Source organism: Pseudoalteromonas sp., assembly GCF_036960685.1.
In the GTDB taxonomy this organism is placed as follows: domain Bacteria; phylum Pseudomonadota; class Gammaproteobacteria; order Enterobacterales; family Alteromonadaceae; genus Pseudoalteromonas.
Window position 1 is genome coordinate 1 of record NZ_JBALXK010000001.1, and the last position, 25,350, is coordinate 25,350.

Sequence of the window (25,350 nt, forward strand, 5' to 3'; positions counted from 1 at the left end):
TTCTTGCAAAGTAACGCCTTGATATTAAGCCCCTGTGAAACGCTGAATTCTGCATCTTGAGGTGGCTTGGGTATATAATGCCATGGTTAATGTTTAAGTTACTAGCTTTACTATTTGGATCCAAGTTTAAAAGATACCTGTTAATGTAAATAAACTAATAGATTGTTTTAAAGGTAAATATCCATAACAATGCTGACTCGACTATTTAATCAAACACGGTGAGATACGTATGGGCAAAACCGCAATCGTTATTGGTGCAACTGGCTTAGTGGGCAGTCACTTAGTTGAAGAATTAATTGTGGCAACGCATATCAGTAAAGTCATTACCCTCACTCGCCGCCCTGCACCATACAAAAATGAAAAAGTGATTAATCATGTGGTTGATTTTGATCACTTAGCCCAGCATGCGCAACTGTTTAAAGCAGATATTTTATTTTCATGTTTGGGCACCACCAAAAAAGCCGCGGGCTCTATTGCCGCTCAACGTAAGGTAGATTTTTATTATCAATTAAAAGCAGCTGAGCTTGCTGCAAATTATGGGGTGAAACATTACTTGCTCGTGTCATCCAGTGGTGCAAATGCCCATAGCAACAATGCCTATTTAAAAATGAAAGGTGAACTGGAACAGACGGTTAAAACTTTAGCATTTGATCAAATTAGCATTATTCAACCATCATTATTAGTTGGCGAGCGCAATAACGATTTTCGCCTCGCTGAAAAGCTAGGAAATGCAGTATTACCTATTTTATGTTGGCTACCCGGTTTAAAAAAATATCGCCCTATCACAGGCAAACAAGTCGCCATAAAAATGTCCGCACTGAGTGCTGAATCAGGCTCTGGTGTCGCGTATTTTAAATTGGATGAGTTGTTTAAAGATTAAATTAATGAAGAATATTTCAGACAGTTTTCGCTATCCGTTGCGACCTACAAAACTTTAGGGTAAAAAATTGATAAAAAAGCCAGCAAACGCTGGCTTTTAAACAATACTATTTACTTACCAAACTCGGTTGGTGCCGGTGGCACAACCAATGGTTTTTTCGGGTTCGCGTTTAGTTCTTTTAGTAGCTCTTTAACTGCACGCTCAACCGAAGGATCTTGTCCTGCATGAATAAGCTCTGGACGGTCAATCACTTCAATATCTGGGCTTACACCTTCGTTTTCGATGATCCAATTACCATCGTTGTCGAGTATTCTAAAGGTAGCGGCAATCACAGAGCCACCATCAACAAGACTTGGATTACCTGAGATACCAATTAAGCCCCCCCAAGTACGAGTACCAATGAGTTTACCTAAACCAGCTTGGCGGAAGTAATACGGCAATGCATCACCACCAGAACTTGAGTAGCCATTGATCAACATGGCTTTTGGTCCATCATGCGCAAACTGTGGCGTTTTAGTCGGTTCTACACCACGACGTTTCCAATAGTTAAGTGGCTTACGCGCCAGCCAAGTGATCATGTGCTCAGGAATAAACCCACCGCCGTTGTAACGATCATCAATGATCATGGCTTCTTTCGTTGTTTGCGGTAAAAAGTTTTTAAACAGTGACCGGTTACCTTCGTAATGAGTATTAGGTAAATGCACATACCCTATTCGGCCATTAGAGAGTTTATTTACATAGTCAGCGCGGCTTTGACTCCATTGTAAATAGCGTAAACCAGTTTCGCTTGCCACTGGTTTAACTGACACTTTCCAGCTATTTTTAGTACTTGGTGACTTATTTAGTAATAACTCAACTGGTTTTCCTTGGGTGTTTTCAAGTAGCTCATAAAAATTAACCACGTCTTTTACTGAGCGGCCATTAACCGCAATAATATAGTCACCTACGCTTGCGTTAACGCCTGTTTCGTTTAGAGGCGAACGGAAGTTTTCGTGCCAGTTTTCACCTTTAAAGATGTTCTCAATTTTTACATAACCCGATTTATGCGCGCTAATTTCAGCGCCTAATAAACCATGTTGCAAACGCGTTGATCTTGGCATATCACCAGAATTGACATAGATATGCCCTGAGTTAATTTCACCAGCGATTTCACTTAACACGTAATCGAGATCAGCGCGGTGCGCAATAGCATCTGCCATCGGTTGATAACGTTTTAAAATAGCATCCCAATCCTGACCATGATGATTTTCATCATAAAACCAATCACGTAATGTTCGCCAGCCTTCGCGATACATTTGTGCCCACTCGGTTTGCGGATCAATTTTTAGCACCATGTCGTCAAGGTTTAGTTGCGTGGCTTTTAAATCTTGCTTTGCAGCAGGCACAATAACGCTGTAGTTATCGCCAGCACGCGCAATGATATGCTCGCTATTTGTTGATACTTTATAGCTATTAACACCTGCAGCAACAGTGGCAATCTCACCATCAACGGCATTGGGGATAAGCTTTAGTTCACCGCCAGATAACGTTAATACGCCATCTTTAACACCACTTAATGCGCCGTAGTTGCCAGCAGCTGCATTGAGTGCCACAGCACGCTGCATAAAGCCTGCGCTATCAATATGATTGCTCGGCGCTTTAGATGACTTGTCATCATCTTTATCTTCCTTCGTCTGTGCAATACTGGTTTCATCAGTCAAAGGAGCATTCAACGGTTTAATTTTGTTATTTACTGCAACCGCGTAAATTCGCGTGGCATTATTAAACATGTAGTCAAATTCATAACTACTGAAAGTTAAATTAAAATCACGCTCAGAGGTAAAATACAATTGTTGGCCATCTGGCGAAAACGTTGGATTTCTCTCACTGCTCATATCGTCAGTCAAGCGAGTCAGATCTTTTTCTTTGATATTGTAATGCCACAGTGATGCGTAACGGTTTTCGTTATTTTTAACAAACACAATATCTTCACTGTTTGGTGACCAGATATAGGTGGTTAAGCCATCTTCTTCATACTTTGCGGTATCAATTTTATGTTGTTTACCCGTTTTGACATCCAGCCACCATAAGGTGTGATTTAGATCAGCAAACAATAGCTTTTTATTGTCCGGTGACCAAACGGGATCAAAACGCCAAATGGTGCCATTACTAGTCAGTTGTTTAACCTGATTATTATTAGCACGATCTTGCAGGTAAATTTCGTATTCACCGCTTGCATCGCTCATGTACGCCACATAACGGCCATTCGGTGACCAAGATGCTGCTATCTCTCGTCCTTTTGGCGAGTGGCTTAGATTACGGGTTGGGCCATGTTTCACAGGCACTGAAAACAACTCACCACGCGCTGTGAATAACACACGCTTACCATCGTGAGATACATCCATTGAATCAATAAAACCAGCTACATTTTTGCTGTAAGGCATAGTGTATTCACGGTTACCTTGGACATTAATAGTCAGTTTTTTGGTTTGCCCCGTAGCATCATCAAAACGATATAAATAACCGCCATTTTCATACACTATGGCATCAGGCCCTGCTGATGGCCAAAGCACATCAAAGTCACTGTGGTTAGTCACTTTTACAGGTGCTTTGCCTTCTTGGTGCTTATATAAATTTAAGGTGTAGTCTTTATCAGAGACATAATAAATGTTGTCGTGCACCCAAGTCGGTTGCTGCTCAGTTGCTGCATCACTGGTTAATTGTTTTGAGGTATTATTTTCTAGGTTATAAATCCATACATCTTGTGCACGACCGCCACGGCTGCGCTTCCAAGTACGAAACTCGCGGTCAATCGGGGTGTATAAATACTGCTTACCATCTGGCGATAGCATGCCGCCGCCCGTTTCAGGTATCGCTAACGGCTGCTCAAGGCCGCCATCAACTGGCACCATATAAGGACGACCAACGCGTTTACCATAGGGCGTACGATTGGCTCTAAATACGATATGCTTACCGTCAGGCGTCCAATCAAGTACACGATAATCAAATCCACCACGCGGTGGCATCACACCCACATCATTGTAGTAAGTTAACTGTTTTAGCTGTGAGCCGTCGCGGTTCATCACATACACTTGGCGGCTGCCATTGTATTGCGCTGAAAAAGCTATTTTACTGCCATCAGGGGAAAACTTAGGAAAGGTTTCAAAACCAATATGATCAGTTAAACGCGTGCTCTTGCCTGTTGTTATATCTGCGATATAAATATCACCAGCATAAACAAAGGTAACCGATCCTTTATGAATATCAGGGAAACGCAATAAGCGCGTATCGTGTGTTTCGTAGGCGAGCGCAACTGATGAGATTGCAGGCGTAACTGCAACAGCGAGTGCCGTTAATAAAGTACGTAGTTTCAACGAGACCATCCTTCTATGCCCAACTAGTGAGCGGTTGTTATTTTATATCATAATAACAACTTAAGAATGGATTGCAGCTTTGTTCGATAAATTACTGTAACAGAGTGTAAATAACGTTCATGAGCAATGACAGTTAGCCGCTATGTTTCGCCTACTTTAGGTAGCTGCCTTTTATCAATGACTTTAAATGTTGTTAGATCAATAAGCATTGAAAACACTTCAGCATTGTCTATAAACAATATAAACAAATTGCCTTGCTCGTTAACATTGTGCTCAAGAATACGGTCGTAGCCGCTAAGGATCTGACTATAACCACTGCCATCAATTTTACTTAATGCAAAAGTGCTTTTATCTTCATTGCTTAGAATGCCATCGTTATTTGTGTCGTTTTTAATGACATGGTAAGCAACACCCGCCGCTTTTGACTGCGAATCAAATTCAGATAAATACAATGGAGAAATATCAGTAATCAACTGACCTGTCGTATCAAAAAGCCAATTTGCATAATTTGTTTTACCATTGATAAACATCACATTTTTTGACCGTGTTGGCCTATGTTTATAATAAGAGGAACCACTAAAATTTTCTACAACTTGCCCTAACCCACGTTCGGTATCGGCTTCAACCGTTAACTTTTCAGACTCAAGCTCTATATAATAAAAGTCCGTTTCTCCTACTCTTCGCGGGTAGCCCAAACGCCACTTTTCTTCTTCGTTCTTGTCATCTGCTAAATTTAATGCCGGTGGCTCAACGTCGTTATCATTAAATACTGTTGTAACAAGTTGGACTGAAATTAATACTGTCGTAATTAAAACCCCGACTAATAAAATAATTCCATTTAAGTTCCATACCCATTTAAAAAATTTATCTGAATTCATGCTTTCCCTATTTTTAAAAAAGTGATCAATTTATCTGAACATACGTAGTAATAAGCTTATCTATAACACAAAGCGTTGCGATAAAAAATGAAAACACCCCCGACTACCAACTGGCTATTACCATTAGGGTCTAGCGATATAACTCAGCACTGGCAAATAGTTAATGACTCAGTGATGGGCGGTTCATCCACCAGCAAAGTGTCTGTACAAGAGCAAACGTTAATCTTTACAGGAGTTGTATCTGTAGAAAATAACGGCGGTTTTGCATCTACTCGTACGTGTATCAATACTCTAAACCAAACGCCTGAGCATATCATCTTGCAAGTAAAAGGCGATGGCAAAACATACCAACTACGCTTAAGAACGAGTCAATATTTAGATGGCCCAGCGTTTACTGTTTCGTTTGCAACATTGAAAGATCAATGGCAAGTTATTACCTTTTCAGCGGATGATTTCAGCTTAACTTATCGCGGTAAAGCATTACAGCAACAAGCAAAGTTAAATTTTAATGATGTTCAACAGTTAGGCCTGATGATCGCAAAGAAACAACAAGGTAATTTTAGAATAGAGTTAAAACAAATCGCGTTTATCAATAATTAAAGCAACCGCTGCAAATTAAAAATTATATTCTTCGTTATCCCGCTTTTTGATCTCAGTAATGACCATCTCCATCATCTGTTGCTTAACTTCTGCTTGCTTAGATTGCAGTTCATTAAGCTGTTGCATCAATATATCTATTTGTTCTTGTTGCTGGGAGTCTCTGTAGCGCTTAACGCCCGTATGCTCAGGTGCTATTTTTAAGCTTTGCTGTACGTTACTTTGTTCAGATTTAACCACCTCTGCAGTGGTTCTTTCTAGCTGCAGATGGCGTTGGATTGGGTCTTGTTTGAGTTTGCTAATTTGCGCTTGCAGTACATTAATCTTTTGCTCTAAATCGTCGTATACTTTTTCTAAGTTTTCATATTGGCCCGCAAAACTGGCATCTTCATCGCTGTATTGTTGCGCTTTGGCATCTAAAAACTCAGACAGAGTATATTCAGGCTCATCATCTTGGGATTGCTGTTGCTCCAATCGCTTATCAGTATTCGTTTGAAAGCCCTCAGCTTTAGGCAAATTTATAACTGGTGATATTTTCATTATTTCATCCTGAAATGGTCCTAATAAAGGTATCGGCATAAAATAAAAAAGCTTAAGCACTATTTCGTCAGCCTTGTCCTTTGCTGCATGACATAATCTCCCCCTAGATTACGCAAAGACTAAAAGCGGCTAGTATACCCAAGATGCGGGGGAACATCTTGAGATGACTTGGGTATATTGGGCTTTAATAATGAGCGTTTAAATATGTACAAGTAGCCAGCATGGTCAAACTTGCGAACTGAAAGGTTTACTTGAAGTGCACAATTATAACTTTAATATTAGCTATGAAAGAGTCAGCCCAGATAAAATCATGTTAAAGTACGCATCGCCTCACACTACTCTATAATTCGTTACAACAATAACTAGGTACATCACCATGACAACACCTTTATCGTCGGGCAAGATTCAAAGCCCGAATCATACTTCAACAACAAGCACCCACTCTCTACTTTACGTTATTTTTATATCTGGCGTTGCTGCTATTGGCGGCTTTTTATTTGGTTTTGACTCTGGCGTTATCAACGGAACGGTGTCCGCTCTTGGGAATACCTTTGCCTCAAACAGCGTTGCAACTGGTTTTAATGTTGCCTCGGTTTTACTTGGTTGTGCACTAGGTGCGCTGGTAGCCGGACCAATGGCAGATAAATTTGGCCGCCGAGCGATTATGATTATCACTGCTGTAATATTTGCCATCAGTGCATTTGGCTCTGGGGTTGCTGACAGCTCTGCCGAATTTATTTTTTATCGTTTATTTGGTGGGTTAGGTATAGGTGCGGCATCCGTTATAGCACCCGCTTATATTGCTGAAGTCTCGCCTGCAGCTATACGAGGGCGTTTAGCAACGCTGCAACAATTAGCAATTGTACTTGGCTTATTTGCTGCTTTTGTAAGTAACTACCTAATAGCCTCTGCGGCAAATGGCGCTGAAGGTATTTTTTTACTTGATCTTGCAGCTTGGCGCTGGATGTTTTGGGCTGAACTTGTCCCTGCCGGGTTATTTTTATTGGGCGTCTTATTTATCCCTGAGTCACCGCGCTATTTAGTTGCTCAAGGCCAGCTAGAAAAAGCCAAAGCGGTATTTGGTAAAATATCGAGTGATGACACTCAAGCACAAATAAACGACGTTAAGCAGTCGCTACACGGTGATAAAAAGCCAAGTATCCGAGACTTATTTATTGATGGCAAAAAGAAAATCCACCCGATAGTATGGGTAGGTATTGCGTTGTCTGTGTTTCAGCAATTTGTAGGGATCAATGTGGTATTTTATTATGGCTCTGAGCTGTGGCAAGCTGCCGGTTTTGATGAATCGCAATCTTTGTTTATTAATGTCTTGGCGGGTACAACTAATATATTATCAACTTTTATAGCCATTGCACTTATCGATAAAGTAGGCCGAAAACCATTATTGCTGGTAGGTAGTATTGGTATGTTTATAAGCTTAAGCGCATTAACCTACACCTTTGGTAGCGCTGGCCTAGACGAGGCAGGTAAACTGGCACTAAGTGAAAACATGGGCACTTTCGCCTTGATTATGGCGAATCTTTTTGTGGTGTTTTTTGGCTTAAGTTGGGGTCCGGTCGTTTGGGTACTATTAGGTGAAATGTTTAATAACAGAATTCGTGGTGCTGCTTTAGCTGTTGCTGCGAGCGCGCAATGGTTAGCGAACTTTGCAATTACAATGACCTTCCCAATTATGTTAGGCAGTATTGGGTTAGCAGGTGCCTATGGGTTTTATGCCCTATCAGCCTTAATTAGCGTATTTTTTATTATTAAATATATAAAAGAAACTCGCGGTATGAAGCTCGAAGCTATGTAACTGCAGGAGGAAATGGCGACTTAGATGTTCGCCATTTCATTTTAAATATTATGATTCTACCTTAAGTAGTTCTACTTCAAATATAAGCAGTGACGCAGGAGGAATGCTCCCCACTCGCTTTTCGCCGTAGGCAAGTTGATGAGGAATATAAAAAGTAAATTTGTCGCCTTCACTCATCAATTGTAAGCCTTCTGTCCAGCCTTTTATCACTTGGTGTAAGCCAAAGCTGATCGGGCTATTACGATCGACTGAACTGTCAAATACAGTGCCATCTAGCAAAGTACCGTGATAATGCACGTTCACCATGCTGGTTGGGCTTGGTTTTGCTTCATTACCACTGCGCTGCACAATTTTATATTGCAGGCCTGAGGCGGTCTCAACTACATCCTCGACCTTACTATTAGCCACTAAAAAGTCGGCTTCAATTTGCGCGTTGGCAACAGCTTGTTGCTTTACTTTTTTGCTATTTTGAAAAATTAAAAAGCATAAAATGGCGATCACAATCGCCAAAATAATATTGATCATATTCACTCTTTCTCGTGTTCTTTTTCGTCGTTATCGCCATTAACGATATCAGCAATTTCACTTAATCGTGCCAAAGCAATACCATTTACTGAATTATCAGGGTATTGACCGTCTTTAAGCTCACCGGCGGCTATATCCATCAATAAATTAAGGGCTTGATCAACGGTTTCAACAGCATAAATATGAAACTTACCTAGCTCTACCGCATTAAGAATTTCATCATCTAGTACTAAGTTGACTTGATTCGACTTAGGGATAATGACACCTTGCTCAGACGTCAAACCACGCATTTTACATAGCTTAAAAAAGCCTTCTATTTTTTCATTCACGCCGCCAATAGCTTGCACATCACCATGCTGGTTAATTGAGCCGGTCAGTGCGATTGATTGACTAATAGGTAGGCTGGTAATTGCAGAGATCAATGCACATAACTCAGCTAATGATGCACTGTCACCATCAATGTAACCATAGCTTTGCTCAATGGCGATATTAGCACTGAGTGTTAAACTAAACTGCTGGGCGTATTTATTACCTAAATAGCCAGTCAGTAACATCACGCCTTTGGAGTGAATTGCTTTGCCGAGTTCGGCTTCGCGCTCAACATCTATAACGCCATCAGCGCCGGCATATACAGTGGCAGTTATACGCGCAGGTGTACCAAATGACGTATCACCAATGTGTAATACAGTTAAACCATTTACTTTGCCGACCGCATGACCTTCGGTGGCAATTAATGTGTGCCCTTCTTTAATATCACTGAGCATGTTTTCACTTATTTGCCCGGTGCGATATTGTTTACCTTCAATGGCTTCATCAATGTGATGTGCGTCAATAAGGCTTAGGTTATCTTGTTTTGCATAAAAACTTGCCTCTGCGACCAACTCTAATACATCGGCAAAACGGGCAGATAACTTATTATGGTGCTCTGCTTGGCGATAACTAAATTTCAGTAATCGTGCCATAGCTGACTCAGTTAAGCTGCACTTTAACGTACCTTCACAGTACTCAATCACTTTGGTAATAAATTGATACTGTAATTTATCACTGCTTGGCAGATAATAATCAAAATCAGCGAGCACTCTGAATAGCTCAGCAAACTCTTCGTCATACTCACCAATGGTGTAATACAACTCACGTGAGCCAAGCAAAATAATTTTTACATCAAGCGGAATTAGCTGCGGGCGCAAAGTAAAGCTGCTACCAACCGCACTGTCTTGATACGGTAAATCATTTTTAATTTGATGAGTTTTTAGTGACAGTTTTAAGCCATCCCACACTTGCGGGTTAGCCATCACTTTTTCGGCGTCCATAATCAAGTAACCGCCATTAGCACGATGCAGCGCACCGGGCTGAATTGAGCGGTAACTGGTGATCAGTGAACCTTGCGATGTCGCATACTCTATCTTGCCAAATATATTGCCAAAGGTCGGGTTTGGCTCGTATACCACAGGTGCTGCGTCACCTTCTTTAAACTCAACTAAAATATTAGGCGCAAAAAAATCAGTCAACATGCCTTTACGGTCAAAGTCTTCTTTGTTTTCGTCGCTGACATCTTCGTCATCAAGCCACTCAAGCACCGCATCGATAATTTCTACGCGAATATCTTTTAAATAACGCAGTACGCCAATATGGGCGGCGTATTTGTGTTCAAGATCTTTAAGTAATGGTTTGGTTGCCAGCTCTGCTGTGGATTTTTTTAAATTGCGCAGTTTTTCAGAAGATTCTCGCTTCCAACGTGGTAACTCAATCAGTGCTTCGATTAATGCATCTTCGAGCTTTTCAATCACTTCGTAAAATTGTTCACGTAATTCATCATCAAGCTCAGCAAATTCAGCATCACTTAACTGTTTGCCATCAATAAGAGGGGCAAAGCCTACTACACTTTTTTCTTCTATTAGGGCAACGCTTTGTTCCAAAGCTGCTATTTCAACTTCGGTAATTGCACTATCGTAAGCATCGTTAAATTCTCGATCGATTTTTTTCTTTTTCCGCTGATAGGCCGGATTATCAAACGCTGCCGGAAAGGTATCTAACACTTCGTCGATAAATGAATCAATGTCATCGGCAAGTTGCTTACTTTGACCCGCTTGCATAAATAATGCGATTGGCTCACGGTGGTCGTCATAATTATTTACGTATAACCATTCGTTTGGTGTTGGCCGACCTTTGCTGTGTGCTTCAAGCTTGTCTTTTACTAATGTAAAACGGCCATGAGCGGCCTCGCCCATTACATATACGTTGTAACCAGGTAGTTCCATCCCCAGTGAAAAATCAAGCGCACTTTGTGCACGTTGTTGGCCAATGAAGGTCAGCGTTTCTGGGTATGGATTGTTCATGCACGTTTGCACATGATTAAGTGAAATTGTCGGCGCAAGGGCCGACACAGATAATGGCAGCAGTTTTTTCGTCATTCTAACTTCTTTTTATACCAACATATTCGTTGATGTTAGGGTGGTGTCAGCGCACATAAAACGCACTGCTCACTATGTATTTATGGTTGTAATGCCTTGCGGCTAAAGTAAATACCACCACATTCAGAGCAAGCTGTAATTTGCGTTGCGTGGTAAATATCATAACTATGTTGGCAATTCTTACATACTAATGTGCCCATGGCTATCCATTCACCTTGGTGATAAACCCCATTATGCTTAAAATCTTGATTTAATGCGTGCCACTCCAGTTGAGTTTTGTCTTCAATGTGCGACAGCTCAAACCACAAAGATTCTTTAAGTTCTTGCCATGCAAGAGAATCATAGTGTTGATCATGCTCTTGAATATGGTCAATATCACGCTTTAAATATTCTCGGTATAAAGTTAGTTTTTCTTGCCCTAAATCTTTGAGCGCTTGTTCAGATTCAATGAACTTGTCCATTGCATCCTTGAGCTCATGTTCTTTTACATCTTTTAACCATGTACTCAAGTCTGTTAACCACGTTTTATAATCAGCCATTGTGTGCTCCTAGAAAAATGATGAAAAATCAACACTCAGATTAGATCAGTATAGGTTAACCTGCCCTGAAAACTAATTTAGTTGCGAATTTATAAAAAGCGCCAATTTGGCGCTGTGAATAGCGCTTTTTTTGGGGTATCCTATCGGCAATTTTTTATTAGTTTGCAAGAAGTCTGGAATCGTAGATGCAAGAGCAATATAACCCACAAGACATAGAGTCAAAAGTCCAAGCCTACTGGGAAGAAAACCAAGTATTTAAAGCCACTGAAGATGAGAGCAAAGAAAAGTATTATTGCCTTTCTATGTTCCCTTACCCAAGCGGCCGACTCCACATGGGTCATGTTCGTAACTACACAATTGGTGATGTTGTTTCTCGCTTCCAACGTTTACAAGGCAAAAACGTCATGCAACCTATGGGTTGGGATGCCTTTGGCTTACCAGCTGAAAATGCGGCAATTAAAAACAAAACAGCCCCAGCAAAATGGACCTACGAAAACATTGATTACATGCGTACCCAACTTAAGCAATTAGGTTTTGGTTATGACTGGGATCGTGAAATTGCAACTTGCCACCCAGAATATTACAAATGGGAACAATGGTTCTTCACTAAGCTATATGAAAAAGGCTTAGTGTACAAAAAAATGTCAACGGTAAACTGGGATCCAGTGGATCAAACTGTACTGGCGAATGAGCAAGTAATTGATGGTCGCGGTTGGCGCTCTGGCGCTGTGGTTGAGCAAAAAGAAATTCCACAATGGTTTATTAAAATCACCGACTACGCGCAAGAGCTACTAGACGATTTAGACAAACTTGAAGATTGGCCTGAGCAAGTTAAAACCATGCAACGTAACTGGATTGGCCGCTCTGAAGGGCTAGATATCGAGTTTACCCGCACAGATAACAACGAAAAATTCAGCGTCTATACAACGCGTCCAGATACCTTTATGGGTGTAACTTACCTTGCTGTTGCCGGTGCCCACCCTATCGCGCAAGAAGCGGCTAAAAATAGCGATGCAGTAGCACGTTTTGTTGAAGAATGTAAAAACACCAAAGTTGCCGAAGCAGACATGGCAACCATGGAGAAAAAAGGCATTGCAACTGGTTTTTACGCAACTCACCCATTAACTGGCGAGCAAGTCCCAATTTGGGTTGCTAACTTTGTATTGATGCATTATGGCTCAGGTGCGGTTATGGCAGTACCTGCGCATGACCAACGTGACTTTGAATTTGCTACAGCTTACGGCCTAGACATCAAACAAGTTATCGCACCTGTTGCAGGCTCAGAGCTTGAAGTAAATCTAAAAGATGAAGCATTCACTGAAAAAGGCGTGCTGGTTAATTCAGGTGAATTTGATGGCCTTGACTTTGACGGCGCATTTAATGCGGTTGCCAATAAGCTTGAAGCACTTGGCGTGGGTGAGCGTAAAGTAAACTTCCGCTTACGTGATTGGGGTGTAAGCCGCCAACGTTATTGGGGTTCACCAATCCCAATGCTAAGCGATGAAGACGGCAATGAACTTGCTGCCACTGAAGATATGCTGCCAGTACGTTTACCAGAAGACGTGGTAATGAATGGTGTTACATCACCAATTAAAGCCGACCCACAGTGGGCTAAAACCACTGTAAACGGTGCGCCTGCGTTTCATGAAACCGATACCTTTGACACCTTCATGGAGTCATCTTGGTATTATGCACGTTACTGTAGCCCTCGCCATGACGAAGGCATGCTTGATCCAGCAGCGGCAAACTATTGGTTACCGGTAAATCAATACATCGGTGGTATTGAGCACGCAATTTTACACTTATTGTACTCGCGCTTTTTCCATAAATTATTACGTGACTTTGGCTTAGTAAACTCAGATGAGCCATTTGATCGCTTACTATGCCAAGGCATGGTACTGGCTGAAACTTTCTATCGTAAAGATGAAAAAGGCGGCGACATTTGGATTTCACCAAGTGATGTAAATACTGAAACCGACGAAAAAGGCCGCGTAACTAAAGCATGGCATAAAGTTGACGGTGAGCCAGTATTCTCATCAGGCATGAGTAAAATGTCGAAGTCGAAAAATAACGGTATCGATCCGCAACAAGTTATCGCTCAATACGGCGCTGACACGGTACGTTTATTTATGATGTTTACTGCACCACCAGAACAAACCCTTGAATGGTCTGACTCTGGCGTAGAAGGCGCGCACCGTTTCATTAAACGTGTTTGGAAATACGCAGTTGACGTAAACATGGTTGGCTTCCAAGCGCTTGATAAAGCAGCCTTGAACAATGAGCAAAAAGTGTTACGTCGTGAGCTACACAAAGCCATTGCTAAAGTGACTGATGATGTTGAACGTCGTCAAACATTTAACACGGCAATTGCAGCAATCATGGAAATCTCTAACAAATTGTTAAAAGCGCCTTTAGCTGACAAGCAAGATGTTGCGATTGCCAATGAAGCACTGGAAGCATTATTAATTATGCTTGCCCCAATTACCCCGCATTTATCGCACCAGTTGTGGCAAGAGCTTGGTAAAGAAGGTGATATTCTAGATGCATCGTGGCCTGTGGTTGATGAGTCAGCTCTTGTTGAAGATGAAAAACTAATCATCGTACAAGTTAACGGCAAACTACGCGCTAAATTAACAGTGTCAGCCGATGCTACTAAAGAACAAGTTGAAGCGCTTGCCTTTGCTGAAGCAAATGTTACTAAGTTCACTGATGGCGTTACTATCCGCAAGGTTATTTACGTACCAGGTAAACTACTTAACGTGGTTGCTAACTAATTATGGCTGCTATTCATGCCATTAAAAACGGACTAGCCTTAGCGCTAGTCTGTTTTTTGTTATCAAGCTGTGGCTTTCATCTAAAAAAAGCATCAAGCCTACCAGATGATTTAACCACCCTCACGTTAAGCGGCGATGATGAGAAATCAGCATTATTTGCGATGCTTGAAAAAGAACTCACATTGAGCAAAGTTGAGTTACTCGACGCGCCTAAGAAAAACGTCGCACAACTGTATTTATTTAAAGATCGTTTAGAGCGTCAAACATTGTCATTATTTAAAAATGGTCAAGTTGCTGAATACGAGCTGGCCTACAGTGTCAGTTATTTACTTAAACGCCCGGGTAAAGATGCGGTTGAGCAAAGCTTTGAGCTGTATCGTAATTACCAAGACGACCCAGATAACGCACTTGCCAAAGCGAAAGAGTTAGAGCTATTACTTAATGAAATTCGTATGCAAGCCAGCCGTCGTATCACCCGAGAGCTGTCGCAACTGTAATGCGCTGTTATGCGAATCAATTACCTAATGAATTAAAAAAAGGCTTACAGCCTTTTTATTTAGTGTTTGGTGAAGAACCCTTTCAAGTGGCGCAATGCGCCCAGCAAATTCGCCAAACAGCTAAACAGCAAGGCTTTGATGAAGTCGTTAAATTGACTTTAATGCCGGGCTTTGATTGGCAAGAACTGATAGCTCAATATCAGAGCATGTCATTATTCAGTGCGCGTACGTTAATCGAGCTGGATCTTAACTTCCAAAAACCAGGAATTGCGGGTAGTCAAACATTCAAGCAATTATTGGATTTGAATAACCCTGATACCGTTTTGATCGTCAAAGGCGCCAAAGCAAGCCAAGATATCCAACGCAGTGCTTGGTTTAAGTCTTTAGATAAACTGGGTATTTTTGTGCCTTGCTACCCACTCACTGGCAATCATTTAAGTCGCTGGTTAGACGAGCAATGCCAGCGCTTGCAAATCAATATGCAAAACGATGCAAAGCGTACTTTAATTGATGCCACTGAAGGTAACTTATTAGCGTGCTTTCAAGAATTAGAGAAACTGTCATTATTGCATGGCACTGCGCTGATAGACCAACAGCAGGTATTACAAGGGCTATTAAACCAAGCCAAGTTTGATATTTTTGATTTAAGTGACGCCTTGCTACAAGGCAATAGTCGCCAAGCTATTAAAGTACTGAACAAACTCGCAGGCGATAACACCGAAGCGGTCAGTATTTTGTGGACCATCACGAAAGAAGCCAACACCTTACTGAGCCTGCAATTTGGCTTACAGCAAGGTGAACAGCTAGCGACTTTATTTAAACAAAAAGCGATTTGGAAAAACCAGCAAGGGCCAATCCAACAAGCGCTTAATCGTTTATCAATTGCAACGCTTGAACAAATAACCCAACTTTTGGCACAATTTGATGCCAGTTATAAGCAAGGTAATTTAGTCAAACCGTATCAAGCATTAGCACATATTTGTTTAGTATTTTGCCAACCATTGGCGTTTCCTTTGCCTGCGCATCCGCTCAACTAATTATTAGGCGTTTATGATGATTGCACTGTTTGGTGGGACTTTTGACCCCGTTCATTTAGGCCATATCAATATGGCTAAGCATTGTGTCGAGCATTTCAATTTAACAACTTTATACTTTATGCCATGTGCCATCCCAGCTCATAAAGCAGCTCCGGGAATAAGCACACAACACCGCGTTGCCATGCTTAATGCCGCTATTGCACCTTATCCTTACTTTCAGCTCGATTTACGCGAGCTAAACCGCAGCGGCCCTTCTTATTCACTATTAAGTTTGCAAGAGCTGCGTATGCAATATCCTCAGCAGTCTATCTTGTTCTTAATTGGTATGGATTCATTTAATAATCTAGATAAGTGGTATCAGTGGCAAACAATTACTCAGTTGTGCCATATTGTGGTATTTCAACGCCCAGGGCTTAAGTGCAATGCCCATGGTGAATTAAAAGCCTATCAACAAGCGGCCGAATGTAGTGATAGCGCAGAGCTTGCAGCACACTCTGGCGGCAAATTATACTTTTTAACTGGCGAAGAACTGGCCATTGCCTCAAGCGATATACGGGATGCGATAAAAAAAGGTATAAATTACAATGAACTTCTACCCATTGCCGTGGGTCAGTATATTCAATCACAGCAACTTTATCTAAGTGATGAATAAATACTGGTTGCGTGATAAAATAACAGCTATTCACTTTTAAATGAGATAACACCTTGGATACGAAACAACTACTTGCCTTTGCAATAGACAAAATCGACGATATGAAAGCACGTGATGTGGTTAATATTGATGTAACTGCAAGCTCAGACATTACCGACTTTATGGTTGTATGTTCTGGCACGTCAAAGCGTCATGTATTGTCAATTGCAGACCATTTAGCAAAAGAAGCTCGTCACGCAGGTCAAGAACCACTAGGTTATGAAGGCCAATCAGATGGTGAATGGGCGCTGGTTGATTTAGGCGATGTAATCGTACACGTAATGCAAGATCAAGCACGTAGCTATTACGACCTCGAAAAACTATGGAGCTAATACCAAGCTAAACGCTCACTAATTTTTAACCGAGTTTGGATGTAACACGTGAAAATACAGATGATTGCCGTTGGCACCAAAATGCCAGCGTGGGTAGAAACGGGTTTTGCAGAATATCAGCGCCGCTTTCCAAAAGATATGGCGCTGGAGTTAATTGAAATTCCCGCAGGCAAACGTGGTAAAAATGCAGATATCAAACGAATCTTGCATATTGAAGGTGAAAAAACCTTAGCCGCAATCCCTAAAGGCAATCGTATTGTGACGCTTGAGGTAACAGGCAAAGCGCTTGATACTCACCAATTAGCAAAAGACATGGAAAAGTGGCAACTGGATGGCCGCGATGTCAGTTTGCTAATTGGCGGCCCTGAAGGCTTAGCGCCGGAGTGCATTGCAGCTTCAGAGCAAAAATGGTCACTATCAAATTTGACCCTGCCCCATCCATTGGTGCGTATTATTGTTGCTGAAAGCCTTTATAGAGGCTGGAGCTTAAACAATAACCACCCATATCATCGCGAGTAAGCATTACTCATGCGAAAACACAGACCCACAATTAGAGATCACTCAGCAGAAGCGAATCTGTTTGCTCGTCGTGCTTTTGTGGGCTTTGTGTTTGTTACACTTTTAGTCGCGGTGTTACTTTCTAATTTATACACTATTCAAGTCGATGATCATCAAGATTATCAAACCCGCTCTAACGACAACCGTATTAAAGTGATCCCGATTGCGCCTAACCGCGGCCTTATTTACGATCGCAATGGCGTATTGCTCGCTGAAAATAAACCCGTTTATAACCTAGAGGTTATTCCTGAAGAGGTTGACGACCTTGATGCATCACTGTCTGCCTTAACGCAATACATTGATATTTCAGAGCAGCAAAAAAGCGATTTCACTGACGATATCAAACACAATCGTCGCTTTAAAAGCCAAGTATTAAAAGCACGCTTAACTGAACTTGAAGTGGCCCGCTTTTCGGTCAACCAGCATAAGTTTCCAGGTTTTAGCATTGAAGCGCGTTTAGCTCGCTATTACCCGTTTGCAGACACCCTAACTCACGCATTAGGCTACGTTGCTAAACTCAATAAAAAAGAACTCGCTAAACTCGAAATGGATAATCAAGGCACTAACTATCGGGCCACCCATGATATTGGCAAACTGGGTATTGAAAAATACTATGAACAGTTACTGCATGGCCAAGTTGGCTCACAACGCGTTGAAGTAAATAACCGTGGCCGCGTTATTCGCACCTTAAGCATGACACCTCCGCAACCCGGTCACGATTTAGTGCTGACTCTTGATATTGGGCTGCAACAAATTGCCCAGCATGCTTTTAAAGATATGCGCGGTGCAGTGGTGGTAATGGATGCTAAAGACGGCGGAGTACTGGCTTTGTATTCTAATCCCAGCTACGACCCAAATTTATTTGTTCATGGTATTAGTAGCAAAAATTACAAAGCATTATTAAATCCAGATCGACCATTGATCAATCGTACTACCCAAGGTCGCTATGCTCCTGCGTCAACTGTTAAGCCGCACATGGCTATTTTAGCGCTTGAGGAAGGCTTAGTCACCGAGCACACTAGCCTATGGGATCCAGGTTTTTTCCAAATACCTAATGTTGACCATAAATGGCGTGATTGGAAACGCTGGGGTCATGGTCATGTTGATGTTTACAAAGCGATTGAGGAATCATGTGATACCTACTTTTATGATGCAGCCTATCGCTTAGGGATCACTAAAATTAGCGATTTTATGGCGCAATTTGGTTTTGGTGATTTAACCGGTATCGATATTCATGAAGAAACCACTGCTATTCTACCGTCAAAAGAGTGGAAAGAAGCACGCTTTAAAGAATCATGGTGGCGCGGTGATACAATTTCAGTCGGCATTGGTCAAGGTTACTGGACTGCGACACCGATGCAAATTGCTAATGCACTAAATATATTAGTAAATAAAGGGGTAAACCGCCCTCCTCACTTAGTCCAAGTTGCTAAGCAAGAAAATCAGGTTGTACAAATTAATAATGAAGAAAAACCTCCAGTGATACTCAAAGATCCAAAGCATTGGCAAATAGCATTAGACGCTATGCATAACACGGTAAGTAAAGTGACGGGCACGGCTCACAAAGCATTTAGAGGGGTGAGTTATGATCCCGCCGGTAAAACAGGCACCGCACAATTGGTTAGCATTGCCCAAGGTGAGCGTTATGATGCGAAGTCGCTAAAAGAGCGTCACCGTGATAATGCAATTTATGTCGGTTTTGCACCTTATGATGATCCACAAATTGTTGTGTCAATCGTGGTAGAAAACACCGGCGGTGGTAGTACCGTAGGTGCACCAATCGCGCGCCAGCTAATGGATTATTATTTCTCTGCTAATCCCGTTAATATCGCACGTAATGAGGCGCCCTAATGCAGTTAGATGATAAACGCTCTATTTGGGATAAATTGCATTTAGACCTGCCATTATTACTGGCATTGTTAACCTTAATGGCTGCCAGTTTAGCCATTGTGTACAGTGCCAGCGGCCAAGATAGCGCGATGATGATCCGCCACGCTACGCGTATGGCCGGAGCAGTGATTGGTATGTTTGTGTTAGCACAGTTTTCACCAGCCACGCTAAAGCGCTTAGTTTTTCCACTGTATTGTGTTGGTTTATTGATGCTTGTTGGCGTGTTAATTTTTGGTGTCAGTTCAAAAGGTGCACAGCGCTGGCTCGACTTAGGAGTTACTCGGTTTCAACCCTCTGAATTAATGAAAATTGCCGTTCCTATGATGGTCGCTTGGTATATTGGCCGTAATCATTTACCACCAAGAGCAATGCATCTAGTGGTTGGCTTTGCCATTGTAATGATCCCAACACTACTAATTAAAGAGCAGCCCGACCTAGGTACCTCAATACTAATCGCCAGCTCAGGTGTATTTGTGTTGTTTTTATCTGGTTTAAGTTGGCGCTTAATCGGCTTTTTAAGCGCTTTGGTCGCTCTCGCTGCGTGGCCTTTTTGGCACTACGGCATGCACGATTATCAAAAACAGCGGGTGCTAACCTTATTTAATCCTGAAAGTGATCCGCTCGGCTCTGGTTATCACATTATTCAATCAAAAATTGCCATTGGCTCCGGTGGTATTGAAGGAAAAGGCTGGTTGCACGGCACACAATCACAATTAGAGTTTTTACCTGAACGCCATACCGACTTTATATTTTCAGTATTAAGCGAAGAGTTTGGCCTATTTGGTGTGTGCTTATTATTGTGTATGTATTTATTTATAATTGGCCGTGGCTTGTATATTGCGGTAAATGCACAAGATGCCTTTGGTAAGTTATTAGCCGGCGCACTGACTCTCACTTTTTTTGTTTATGTGTTCGTAAATATTGGCATGGTATCAGGCCTACTGCCTGTTGTTGGTGTTCCACTTCCGCTGATAAGTTATGGCGGTACTTCAATGGTTACGCTAATGGCTGGATTTGGCATTATTATGTCTATCGCTACGGATAAAAGGATGTTACTGAAATAATGCACTCTTTAGTAAAATTAATCTCACTTAGCTCTTTAATGCTTTTGTTAGCTGCGTGTAGCAGCTCTGGTAGTAAAACCGATCACAGTAGCCGTTATAGTATGCGCCATGACGCAGCACCGCTGCGTGTACCGACCGAGTTAGAAATGCAAGACGCGGTGGTTGTGCCTGTTACCAAAAGTGCCAGTGCAGGACGCCCATACACAGTACTTGGCAAAAGCTACACGCCAATGCTTGATGAAACAGGTTATACCGAAGCAGGAATCGCCTCATGGTATGGCCGTAAGTTTCATGGTTACCACACCTCCAATGGTGAGGTGTACGATATGTTTGCGATGACCGCAGCACATAAAACACTGCCGCTACCTAGCTTTGTAAAAGTAACCAATACCAGTAACGGTAAATCAGTCATTGTACGTGTAAATGACCGAGGTCCTTTTCATGATGATCGCTTAATCGATTTATCTTACGCCGCTGCGTATAAACTGGGCTACTACCATCATGGTACAGCCAAGGTTAAGCTTGAAGCCGTTACTATGGCCGATTCGACTGTGCGTTTGAGTTATATTCAAGTCGCGGCTGGCAGTACCCTAAAAAATATTGAAGCATTAGCGTACACCCTACGTCAGCAATACCAATTACCCACAAATATTGTGGAAAAAGATGCAATTTATAGGCTGCGTTTAGGGCCAATTAGAGACGCTGAACAAGCTCAGCAAGTACTTGAAAAATTAAAACTGGATCAATTTCAAAACGCGTTCTTGCTTTACAGTGAATAACACCTTTAGAATAGGGTAACGCGAATCTTTAACTTTAACCATTAATGAGTATGATGAAATCTATTAAATACAAAATTCTCAACGGTGTGTGCGGCTTAGTATGTTCTGCTGCCGTTTTCTCAGCTACCGCCCAAATCATCCCTGCCCCGCCTCAAGTTAATGCAAAAGGTTATTTTCTTGTTGATTTTACCACTGGCAAAGTAATCGCCGAAGGTGAACCGGATACCAAAATAGCACCCGCTAGTTTAACAAAAATGATGACCAGCTATGTGATTGGTACAGAAATCAAAGCCGGTAACATTGCACCGACTGACATGGTTACGGTGAGTGAAAAAGCGTGGGCTAAAAACTTTCCTGAATCATCAAAAATGTTTATCGAAGTGGGTAAGCAAATTAGTGTTGATGATTTAAATCACGGTATTATTGTGCAATCAGGTAACGATGCCTGTGTTGCAATGGCTGAGCATATAGCTGGCAGCGAAAGCGCCTTTGCAGACTTAATGAATGCCCATGCTGAAAAGCTTGGAATGAGCAATACTCACTTTATTAATAGCCACGGCTTAGATACCGACGAGCACTTCACAACACCACGTGATATGGCTACTTTAGGCGCAGCGCTTATTCGCGATGTACCAAATGAATACGAAGTTTATGCCAAAAAGTCATTTACTTTTAATGGCATTAAACAATATAACCGTAACTCACTGTTATGGGATGAAAGCCTAAACGTTGACGGGATTAAAACTGGCCATACATCAGAGGCAGGTTACAGCCTGGTCAGCTCAGCAACAAAAGACGATATGCGTTTAATTGCTGTTGTTATGGGAACCACAAGCGAACGCGCCCGTAAAGTAGAAAGCAAAAAACTACTTAACTATGGCTTCCGCTTCTTTGAAACAATTACGCCATATCAAGCAGGCGATAGCTTTGCTGAACAACGTATTTGGATGGGTAATAAAGAAAACGTATCGCTCGGTATTTTAGAAGATACGCCAATTACTATCCCACGCGGTCAACGTAAAAATTTAAAAGCGGACTTCACACTTGATAAAGTATTAGAAGCACCACTAGCTAAAGGCTCTAAGGTAGGCACTTTATCTTTACAACTAGAAGGTGAAGTAATTGCCCAGTATCCACTGGTAACGCTTGAAGAAGTTGAAGAAGGTAGCTTCTTTAGTAAAATTTATGATTACCTACGTTTACAAATAATGTAAAACGCTATCAAATAATATAAGCGCCTTGCAAAGCAAGGCGTTTTTTTTTGCTTTAAAAATGGTAGAATGCGCCCCATATCTAACCGACACATAATCTGGCTAGCAATAATAACGGCAAAAAGTGCAGTTATCCCATTGTTATCACAGTCGAGAACAGATTATCGAAACGGTTTATTGTTTAGTAAAATAATACTAAGCACACATTAAGTATGAGGAGTCAACGTCGTGGCTACACCGGTAGAAAATACTAAATTTGATGAATATTTAGAGTACCCTTGCCCATTTACATTTCGCGTAATGGGGTTGGCAAACGTCAACTTAACAGATCAAATTCTAACTAAGTTACAACCTATTGCCCCTGGCGACTATGCTCCTAAAGTAAAACCGAGTAGCAAAGGCAATTACGAGTCAGTTAGCCTAGTAGTTACAGTTACCAGCGGCGCTCATATTGAAGAAATTTACAATGTGATCAGCGCCATTGATGACGTACGACACATGCTTTAAGCGCTAAGCGGAGTAAGCTGTGAGCGAAAATACCTTAATCGTCCGTCAACTCGGTAGGCAGCGTTACATGCCTATTTGGCAAAAAATGCAAGACTTCACCGACGTGCGTACTGAGCATGATGCCGATGAAATTTGGCTTGTTGAACATGAGCCTGTATTCACGCAAGGCCAAGCCGGCAAAGATGAACACCTACTTGCTCCTGGCGACATAGAAGTGATCAAAGTAGATCGTGGCGGTCAAGTAACCTATCACGGGCCTGGTCAGCAAATGATGTACGTTTTATTTAACCTACGTCGCTTAAAAATTGGCGTACGAGAACTGGTCACATGGCTTGAAGAGTGTATTATCGATACTCTGAATGATTACGGCATTGCAGCCTACGCCAAAGCAGATGCACCAGGGGTGTATGTTAACGACAGCAAAATAGCATCATTAGGACTTCGCGTACGTCGCGGCTGTTCTTTTCATGGTCTAGCACTGAATGTAAACATGGATATGAGCCCATTTTTGCGCATTAACCCCTGTGGTTATGCAGGCATGAATATGGTGCAAACAACCGATTTAAACGGCCCAGAAGACCTTGCGCAAGCAGGTGCTGGACTCGTAAAACACATGATCAAAAAACTTAATGCAACAGCCGTTAAGTATACTGAAGGGTTTGAAAACGAATGAATAAACCAGTCAAGATGGAACCAGGGGTAAAACTGCGCGACGCTGAAAAAATGGCGTTGATCCCAGTTAAAGTATTACCAACTGAAAAAAACGAGATGTTGCGTAAGCCTGAATGGCTAAAAATTCGCTTGCCTAAATCAACCGAGCGTATCGATGGTATTAAACAAGCCATGCGTAAACATGGCCTGCACTCAGTGTGTGAAGAGGCTTCATGCCCTAACCTATCAGAGTGTTTCAACCACGGTACAGCAACCTTTATGATTTTAGGGGCAATTTGTACTCGTCGTTGCCCATTTTGTGATGTTGCCCACGGTCGTCCACTTACGCCTGATGCCGCAGAGCCTGAAAAACTCGCATTAACAATTAAAGACATGAAGCTAAGCTATGTAGTGATCACCTCAGTGGATCGTGATGATTTACGTGATGGCGGCGCACAACATTTTGCAGATTGTATTCGCGAAATTCGCAAGCATAACCCTAAAATCACCATCGAGATTTTAGTGCCTGATTTTCGTGGCCGTATGGACCGCGCACTAGAGATTTTAATTGAAACGCCACCAGATGTTTTCAATCACAATCTTGAAACCGCACCACGTTTATACAAACTTGCCCGTCCAGGTGCTGACTACAAATGGTCATTAGAACTACTACGTCGCTTTAAAGAAGCACACCCAGAAGTGAAAACTAAATCAGGGTTAATGGTTGGTCTTGGTGAAGAGATCAGTGAAATCGAAGAAGTGTTACGTGATTTACGTGAACACAACGTCGACATGCTAACTGTAGGTCAATACCTACAACCTTCTAAGCATCACTTACCAGTAAAACGCTACGTGCCACCAGCAGAGTTTGACGCACTTAAAGAGTACGCTGATGAAATTGGTTTTACTCATGCAGCCTCAGGCCCATTTGTTCGCTCAAGCTATCATGCTGATCAACAAGCCGCCGGTAAAGAAGTGAAATAATTGCTTCATACGTAATTACAAAAGCCGTTAGTAATACCTTACTAACGGCTTTTTTGTTTTATACGAATCGGTTTTAACTGCGAATAAGAGTTTTATTAGAAAATAGTCATTTTCCTTCGCTAAGCGCTCTAACTCACTAATTAATCTTCACCTTTAATGTTTTCTTAACTTTCTGCTGTTGAACTGTTCAATATAAGTGGTGTCGGCACTTTGGCTGATGAGTTAATTTAATATCACTTTCCAGTCAACAATCGCTGCCTTTTCGAGCACTACAAGCACCTAGTAACGTTGCAGCAAGCACGATTCAGGCAAGTTTAACGTTGCTCACCTGCACTGTTTTATAGTTTTTTCACATTAACTTTTTCACGCTCCATAGCATGTTCTTCGTGGGCGACCAGTTGTTCAAGTTCTGCCTTTGGTAATGGCGTAATTGCAGCTTCGCAAATAAATTCAATGTGCGGAAAAACATGAGAAAATACATAATGTACACGTGCTATGTGAAATTCAGAGCTAACTAATATGGCCTTTTTGGCCCCAGCGCTTGCTAGAATAGGCTGAGCAAGTGTCGCGTCTTCAAATGTAAAACGGCTTAACGCAACGGGCAAAAAAGCACTTGCAGGCACGCCAAGTTTGATCAAGTAAGCTTTAGTTAAATCGCCATGTGCGATATTAGTGGTATTGAAATGTGCGCCAAAACCACCGGTGCAAAGCAATTTGCAATATGGCTGCTGTAAAAAAATTTGATACGCCTTATCACATCGGCTTTTGGCAATCGCCGTTAAACTACCATCGCTATTATTGGGGGCGCCTAAAAGAATAATTACAGTGTTCATATT

General features: G+C 41.8%; 23 protein-coding genes. 16 read left to right on the plus strand and 7 right to left on the minus strand.

The annotated features are described in order from the left end of the window. Positions 1-229: 229 nt before the first annotated feature. Positions 230-880, plus strand: a complete 651-nt coding sequence (locus V7783_RS00005) for an NAD(P)H-binding protein (RefSeq protein ID WP_335676983.1) — start codon at positions 230-232, stop codon at positions 878-880. A 110-nt stretch (positions 881-990) separates the two neighbouring features. Here V7783_RS00005 and V7783_RS00010 read toward each other — a convergent pair whose 3' ends face one another. Continuing rightward, positions 991-4,233, minus strand: coding sequence for a S41 family peptidase (locus V7783_RS00010; RefSeq protein WP_442961328.1), 3,243 nt, complete (start codon positions 4,231-4,233; stop codon positions 991-993). A gap of 140 nt (positions 4,234-4,373) precedes the next feature. Continuing rightward, positions 4,374-5,111, minus strand: a complete 738-nt coding sequence (locus tag V7783_RS00015; protein ID WP_335676985.1) for a hypothetical protein — start codon at positions 5,109-5,111, stop codon at positions 4,374-4,376. Positions 5,112-5,198: 87 nt separating this feature from the next. Between V7783_RS00015 and V7783_RS00020 the strand changes: the two genes are divergently transcribed. Next, the gene (locus V7783_RS00020) at positions 5,199-5,711 is read left to right on the plus strand and encodes a CIA30 family protein (protein ID WP_335676986.1); all 513 of its coding nucleotides are present in this window, start codon (positions 5,199-5,201) and stop codon (positions 5,709-5,711) included. A 15-nt stretch (positions 5,712-5,726) separates the two neighbouring features. Here V7783_RS00020 and V7783_RS00025 read toward each other — a convergent pair whose 3' ends face one another. Beyond that, positions 5,727-6,248, minus strand: a complete 522-nt coding sequence (locus V7783_RS00025) for a hypothetical protein (RefSeq protein ID WP_335676987.1) — start codon at positions 6,246-6,248, stop codon at positions 5,727-5,729. A 376-nt stretch (positions 6,249-6,624) separates the two neighbouring features. Between V7783_RS00025 and V7783_RS00030 the strand changes: the two genes are divergently transcribed. After that, complete coding sequence (locus V7783_RS00030; protein ID WP_335676988.1) at positions 6,625-8,064, plus strand: sugar porter family MFS transporter; 1,440 nt, start codon at positions 6,625-6,627, stop codon at positions 8,062-8,064. Between the two features lie 48 nt (positions 8,065-8,112). Here the strand turns inward: V7783_RS00030 and V7783_RS00035 are convergent, their stop codons facing one another. From V7783_RS00035 to V7783_RS00045, 3 genes are all read right to left on the minus strand, one after another. Continuing rightward, positions 8,113-8,589: an FKBP-type peptidyl-prolyl cis-trans isomerase gene (locus tag V7783_RS00035; protein ID WP_335676989.1), complete on the minus strand. Its 477-nt coding sequence runs from the start codon at positions 8,587-8,589 to the stop codon at positions 8,113-8,115. Between the two features lie 2 nt (positions 8,590-8,591). Next, complete coding sequence (locus tag V7783_RS00040) at positions 8,592-11,000, minus strand: Lon protease family protein (RefSeq protein ID WP_335676990.1); 2,409 nt, start codon at positions 10,998-11,000, stop codon at positions 8,592-8,594. Between the two features lie 80 nt (positions 11,001-11,080). Continuing rightward, entirely contained in the window at positions 11,081-11,539 is a 459-nt protein-coding gene (locus tag V7783_RS00045) for a zinc ribbon-containing protein (RefSeq protein WP_064667522.1), read from the minus strand. A 185-nt stretch (positions 11,540-11,724) separates the two neighbouring features. Between V7783_RS00045 and leuS the strand changes: the two genes are divergently transcribed. From leuS to lipA, 13 genes are all read left to right on the plus strand, one after another. Then, positions 11,725-14,313, plus strand: a complete 2,589-nt coding sequence (leuS, locus tag V7783_RS00050) for a leucine--tRNA ligase (protein ID WP_335676991.1) — start codon at positions 11,725-11,727, stop codon at positions 14,311-14,313. A 2-nt stretch (positions 14,314-14,315) separates the two neighbouring features. Continuing rightward, entirely contained in the window at positions 14,316-14,810 is a 495-nt protein-coding gene (locus V7783_RS00055; protein WP_335676992.1) for an LPS-assembly lipoprotein LptE, read from the plus strand. Continuing rightward, positions 14,810-15,847, plus strand: a complete 1,038-nt coding sequence (gene holA, locus V7783_RS00060) for a DNA polymerase III subunit delta (protein ID WP_335676993.1) — start codon at positions 14,810-14,812, stop codon at positions 15,845-15,847. The genes V7783_RS00055 and holA overlap by 1 nt, the downstream gene beginning before the upstream one ends. Before the next feature lie 16 nt (positions 15,848-15,863). Then, positions 15,864-16,499, plus strand: coding sequence for a nicotinate-nucleotide adenylyltransferase (gene nadD, locus V7783_RS00065; RefSeq protein WP_335677328.1), 636 nt, complete (start codon positions 15,864-15,866; stop codon positions 16,497-16,499). Positions 16,500-16,552: 53 nt separating this feature from the next. After that, the gene (gene rsfS / locus V7783_RS00070) at positions 16,553-16,870 is read left to right on the plus strand and encodes a ribosome silencing factor (RefSeq protein ID WP_169019778.1); all 318 of its coding nucleotides are present in this window, start codon (positions 16,553-16,555) and stop codon (positions 16,868-16,870) included. 48 nt (positions 16,871-16,918) lie between these two features. Further along, positions 16,919-17,389 carry a 23S rRNA (pseudouridine(1915)-N(3))-methyltransferase RlmH gene (gene rlmH, locus V7783_RS00075; protein WP_182718128.1) on the plus strand — a complete coding sequence of 157 codons (471 nt, stop codon included), beginning with the start codon at positions 16,919-16,921 and terminating at the stop codon, positions 17,387-17,389. A gap of 9 nt (positions 17,390-17,398) precedes the next feature. Beyond that, on the plus strand, positions 17,399-19,279 hold the full coding sequence (mrdA, locus tag V7783_RS00080) for a penicillin-binding protein 2 (RefSeq protein ID WP_335676994.1): 1,881 nt from the start codon (positions 17,399-17,401) through the stop codon (positions 19,277-19,279). Then, on the plus strand, positions 19,279-20,382 hold the full coding sequence (gene rodA / locus V7783_RS00085) for a rod shape-determining protein RodA (protein WP_335676995.1): 1,104 nt from the start codon (positions 19,279-19,281) through the stop codon (positions 20,380-20,382). Before mrdA ends, rodA begins: the two co-directional genes overlap by 1 nt. Continuing rightward, positions 20,382-21,161, plus strand: a complete 780-nt coding sequence (locus tag V7783_RS00090) for a septal ring lytic transglycosylase RlpA family protein (protein ID WP_335676996.1) — start codon at positions 20,382-20,384, stop codon at positions 21,159-21,161. Before rodA ends, V7783_RS00090 begins: the two co-directional genes overlap by 1 nt. A 53-nt stretch (positions 21,162-21,214) precedes the next feature. Further along, the gene (locus tag V7783_RS00095) at positions 21,215-22,375 is read left to right on the plus strand and encodes a serine hydrolase (RefSeq protein WP_335676997.1); all 1,161 of its coding nucleotides are present in this window, start codon (positions 21,215-21,217) and stop codon (positions 22,373-22,375) included. A gap of 225 nt (positions 22,376-22,600) precedes the next feature. Continuing rightward, positions 22,601-22,879, plus strand: a complete 279-nt coding sequence (gene ybeD / locus V7783_RS00100; RefSeq protein WP_064667532.1) for a DUF493 family protein YbeD — start codon at positions 22,601-22,603, stop codon at positions 22,877-22,879. A gap of 19 nt (positions 22,880-22,898) precedes the next feature. Continuing rightward, a complete protein-coding gene (gene lipB / locus V7783_RS00105; protein ID WP_335676998.1) occupies positions 22,899-23,552 on the plus strand; it encodes a lipoyl(octanoyl) transferase LipB in 654 nt (217 codons plus the stop codon). Beyond that, positions 23,549-24,514, plus strand: coding sequence for a lipoyl synthase (gene lipA, locus V7783_RS00110; RefSeq protein ID WP_335676999.1), 966 nt, complete (start codon positions 23,549-23,551; stop codon positions 24,512-24,514). Before lipB ends, lipA begins: the two co-directional genes overlap by 4 nt. A gap of 338 nt (positions 24,515-24,852) precedes the next feature. On the opposite strand, the gene V7783_RS00115 is transcribed toward lipA, so the two are convergent. Beyond that, positions 24,853-25,347 carry a YdcF family protein gene (locus tag V7783_RS00115; protein WP_192540742.1) on the minus strand — a complete coding sequence of 165 codons (495 nt, stop codon included), beginning with the start codon at positions 25,345-25,347 and terminating at the stop codon, positions 24,853-24,855. Positions 25,348-25,350 lie beyond the last annotated feature (3 nt).

Excerpts from the sequence above, each read along its gene's own strand:
- V7783_RS00005 (WP_335676983.1), top strand. The coding sequence starts at position 230 with ATGGGCAAAACCGCAATCGTTATTGGTGCAACTGGCTTAGTGGGCAGT.
- V7783_RS00015 (WP_335676985.1), bottom strand. The coding sequence starts at position 5,111 with ATGAATTCAGATAAATTTTTTAAATGGGTATGGAACTTAAATGGAATT.
- V7783_RS00020 (WP_335676986.1), top strand. The coding sequence starts at position 5,199 with ATGAAAACACCCCCGACTACCAACTGGCTATTACCATTAGGGTCTAGC.
- V7783_RS00025 (WP_335676987.1), bottom strand. The coding sequence starts at position 6,248 with ATGAAAATATCACCAGTTATAAATTTGCCTAAAGCTGAGGGCTTTCAA.
- V7783_RS00030 (WP_335676988.1), top strand. The coding sequence starts at position 6,625 with ATGACAACACCTTTATCGTCGGGCAAGATTCAAAGCCCGAATCATACT.
- V7783_RS00035 (WP_335676989.1), bottom strand. The coding sequence starts at position 8,589 with ATGATCAATATTATTTTGGCGATTGTGATCGCCATTTTATGCTTTTTA.
- V7783_RS00040 (WP_335676990.1), bottom strand. The coding sequence starts at position 11,000 with ATGACGAAAAAACTGCTGCCATTATCTGTGTCGGCCCTTGCGCCGACA.
- V7783_RS00045 (WP_064667522.1), bottom strand. The coding sequence starts at position 11,539 with ATGGCTGATTATAAAACGTGGTTAACAGACTTGAGTACATGGTTAAAA.
- leuS (WP_335676991.1), top strand. The coding sequence starts at position 11,725 with ATGCAAGAGCAATATAACCCACAAGACATAGAGTCAAAAGTCCAAGCC.
- V7783_RS00055 (WP_335676992.1), top strand. The coding sequence starts at position 14,316 with ATGGCTGCTATTCATGCCATTAAAAACGGACTAGCCTTAGCGCTAGTC.
- holA (WP_335676993.1), top strand. The coding sequence starts at position 14,810 with ATGCGCTGTTATGCGAATCAATTACCTAATGAATTAAAAAAAGGCTTA.
- nadD (WP_335677328.1), top strand. The coding sequence starts at position 15,864 with ATGATTGCACTGTTTGGTGGGACTTTTGACCCCGTTCATTTAGGCCAT.
- mrdA (WP_335676994.1), top strand. The coding sequence starts at position 17,399 with ATGCGAAAACACAGACCCACAATTAGAGATCACTCAGCAGAAGCGAAT.
- rodA (WP_335676995.1), top strand. The coding sequence starts at position 19,279 with ATGCAGTTAGATGATAAACGCTCTATTTGGGATAAATTGCATTTAGAC.
- V7783_RS00090 (WP_335676996.1), top strand. The coding sequence starts at position 20,382 with ATGCACTCTTTAGTAAAATTAATCTCACTTAGCTCTTTAATGCTTTTG.
- V7783_RS00095 (WP_335676997.1), top strand. The coding sequence starts at position 21,215 with ATGAAATCTATTAAATACAAAATTCTCAACGGTGTGTGCGGCTTAGTA.
- lipA (WP_335676999.1), top strand. The coding sequence starts at position 23,549 with ATGAATAAACCAGTCAAGATGGAACCAGGGGTAAAACTGCGCGACGCT.
- V7783_RS00115 (WP_192540742.1), bottom strand. The coding sequence starts at position 25,347 with ATGAACACTGTAATTATTCTTTTAGGCGCCCCCAATAATAGCGATGGT.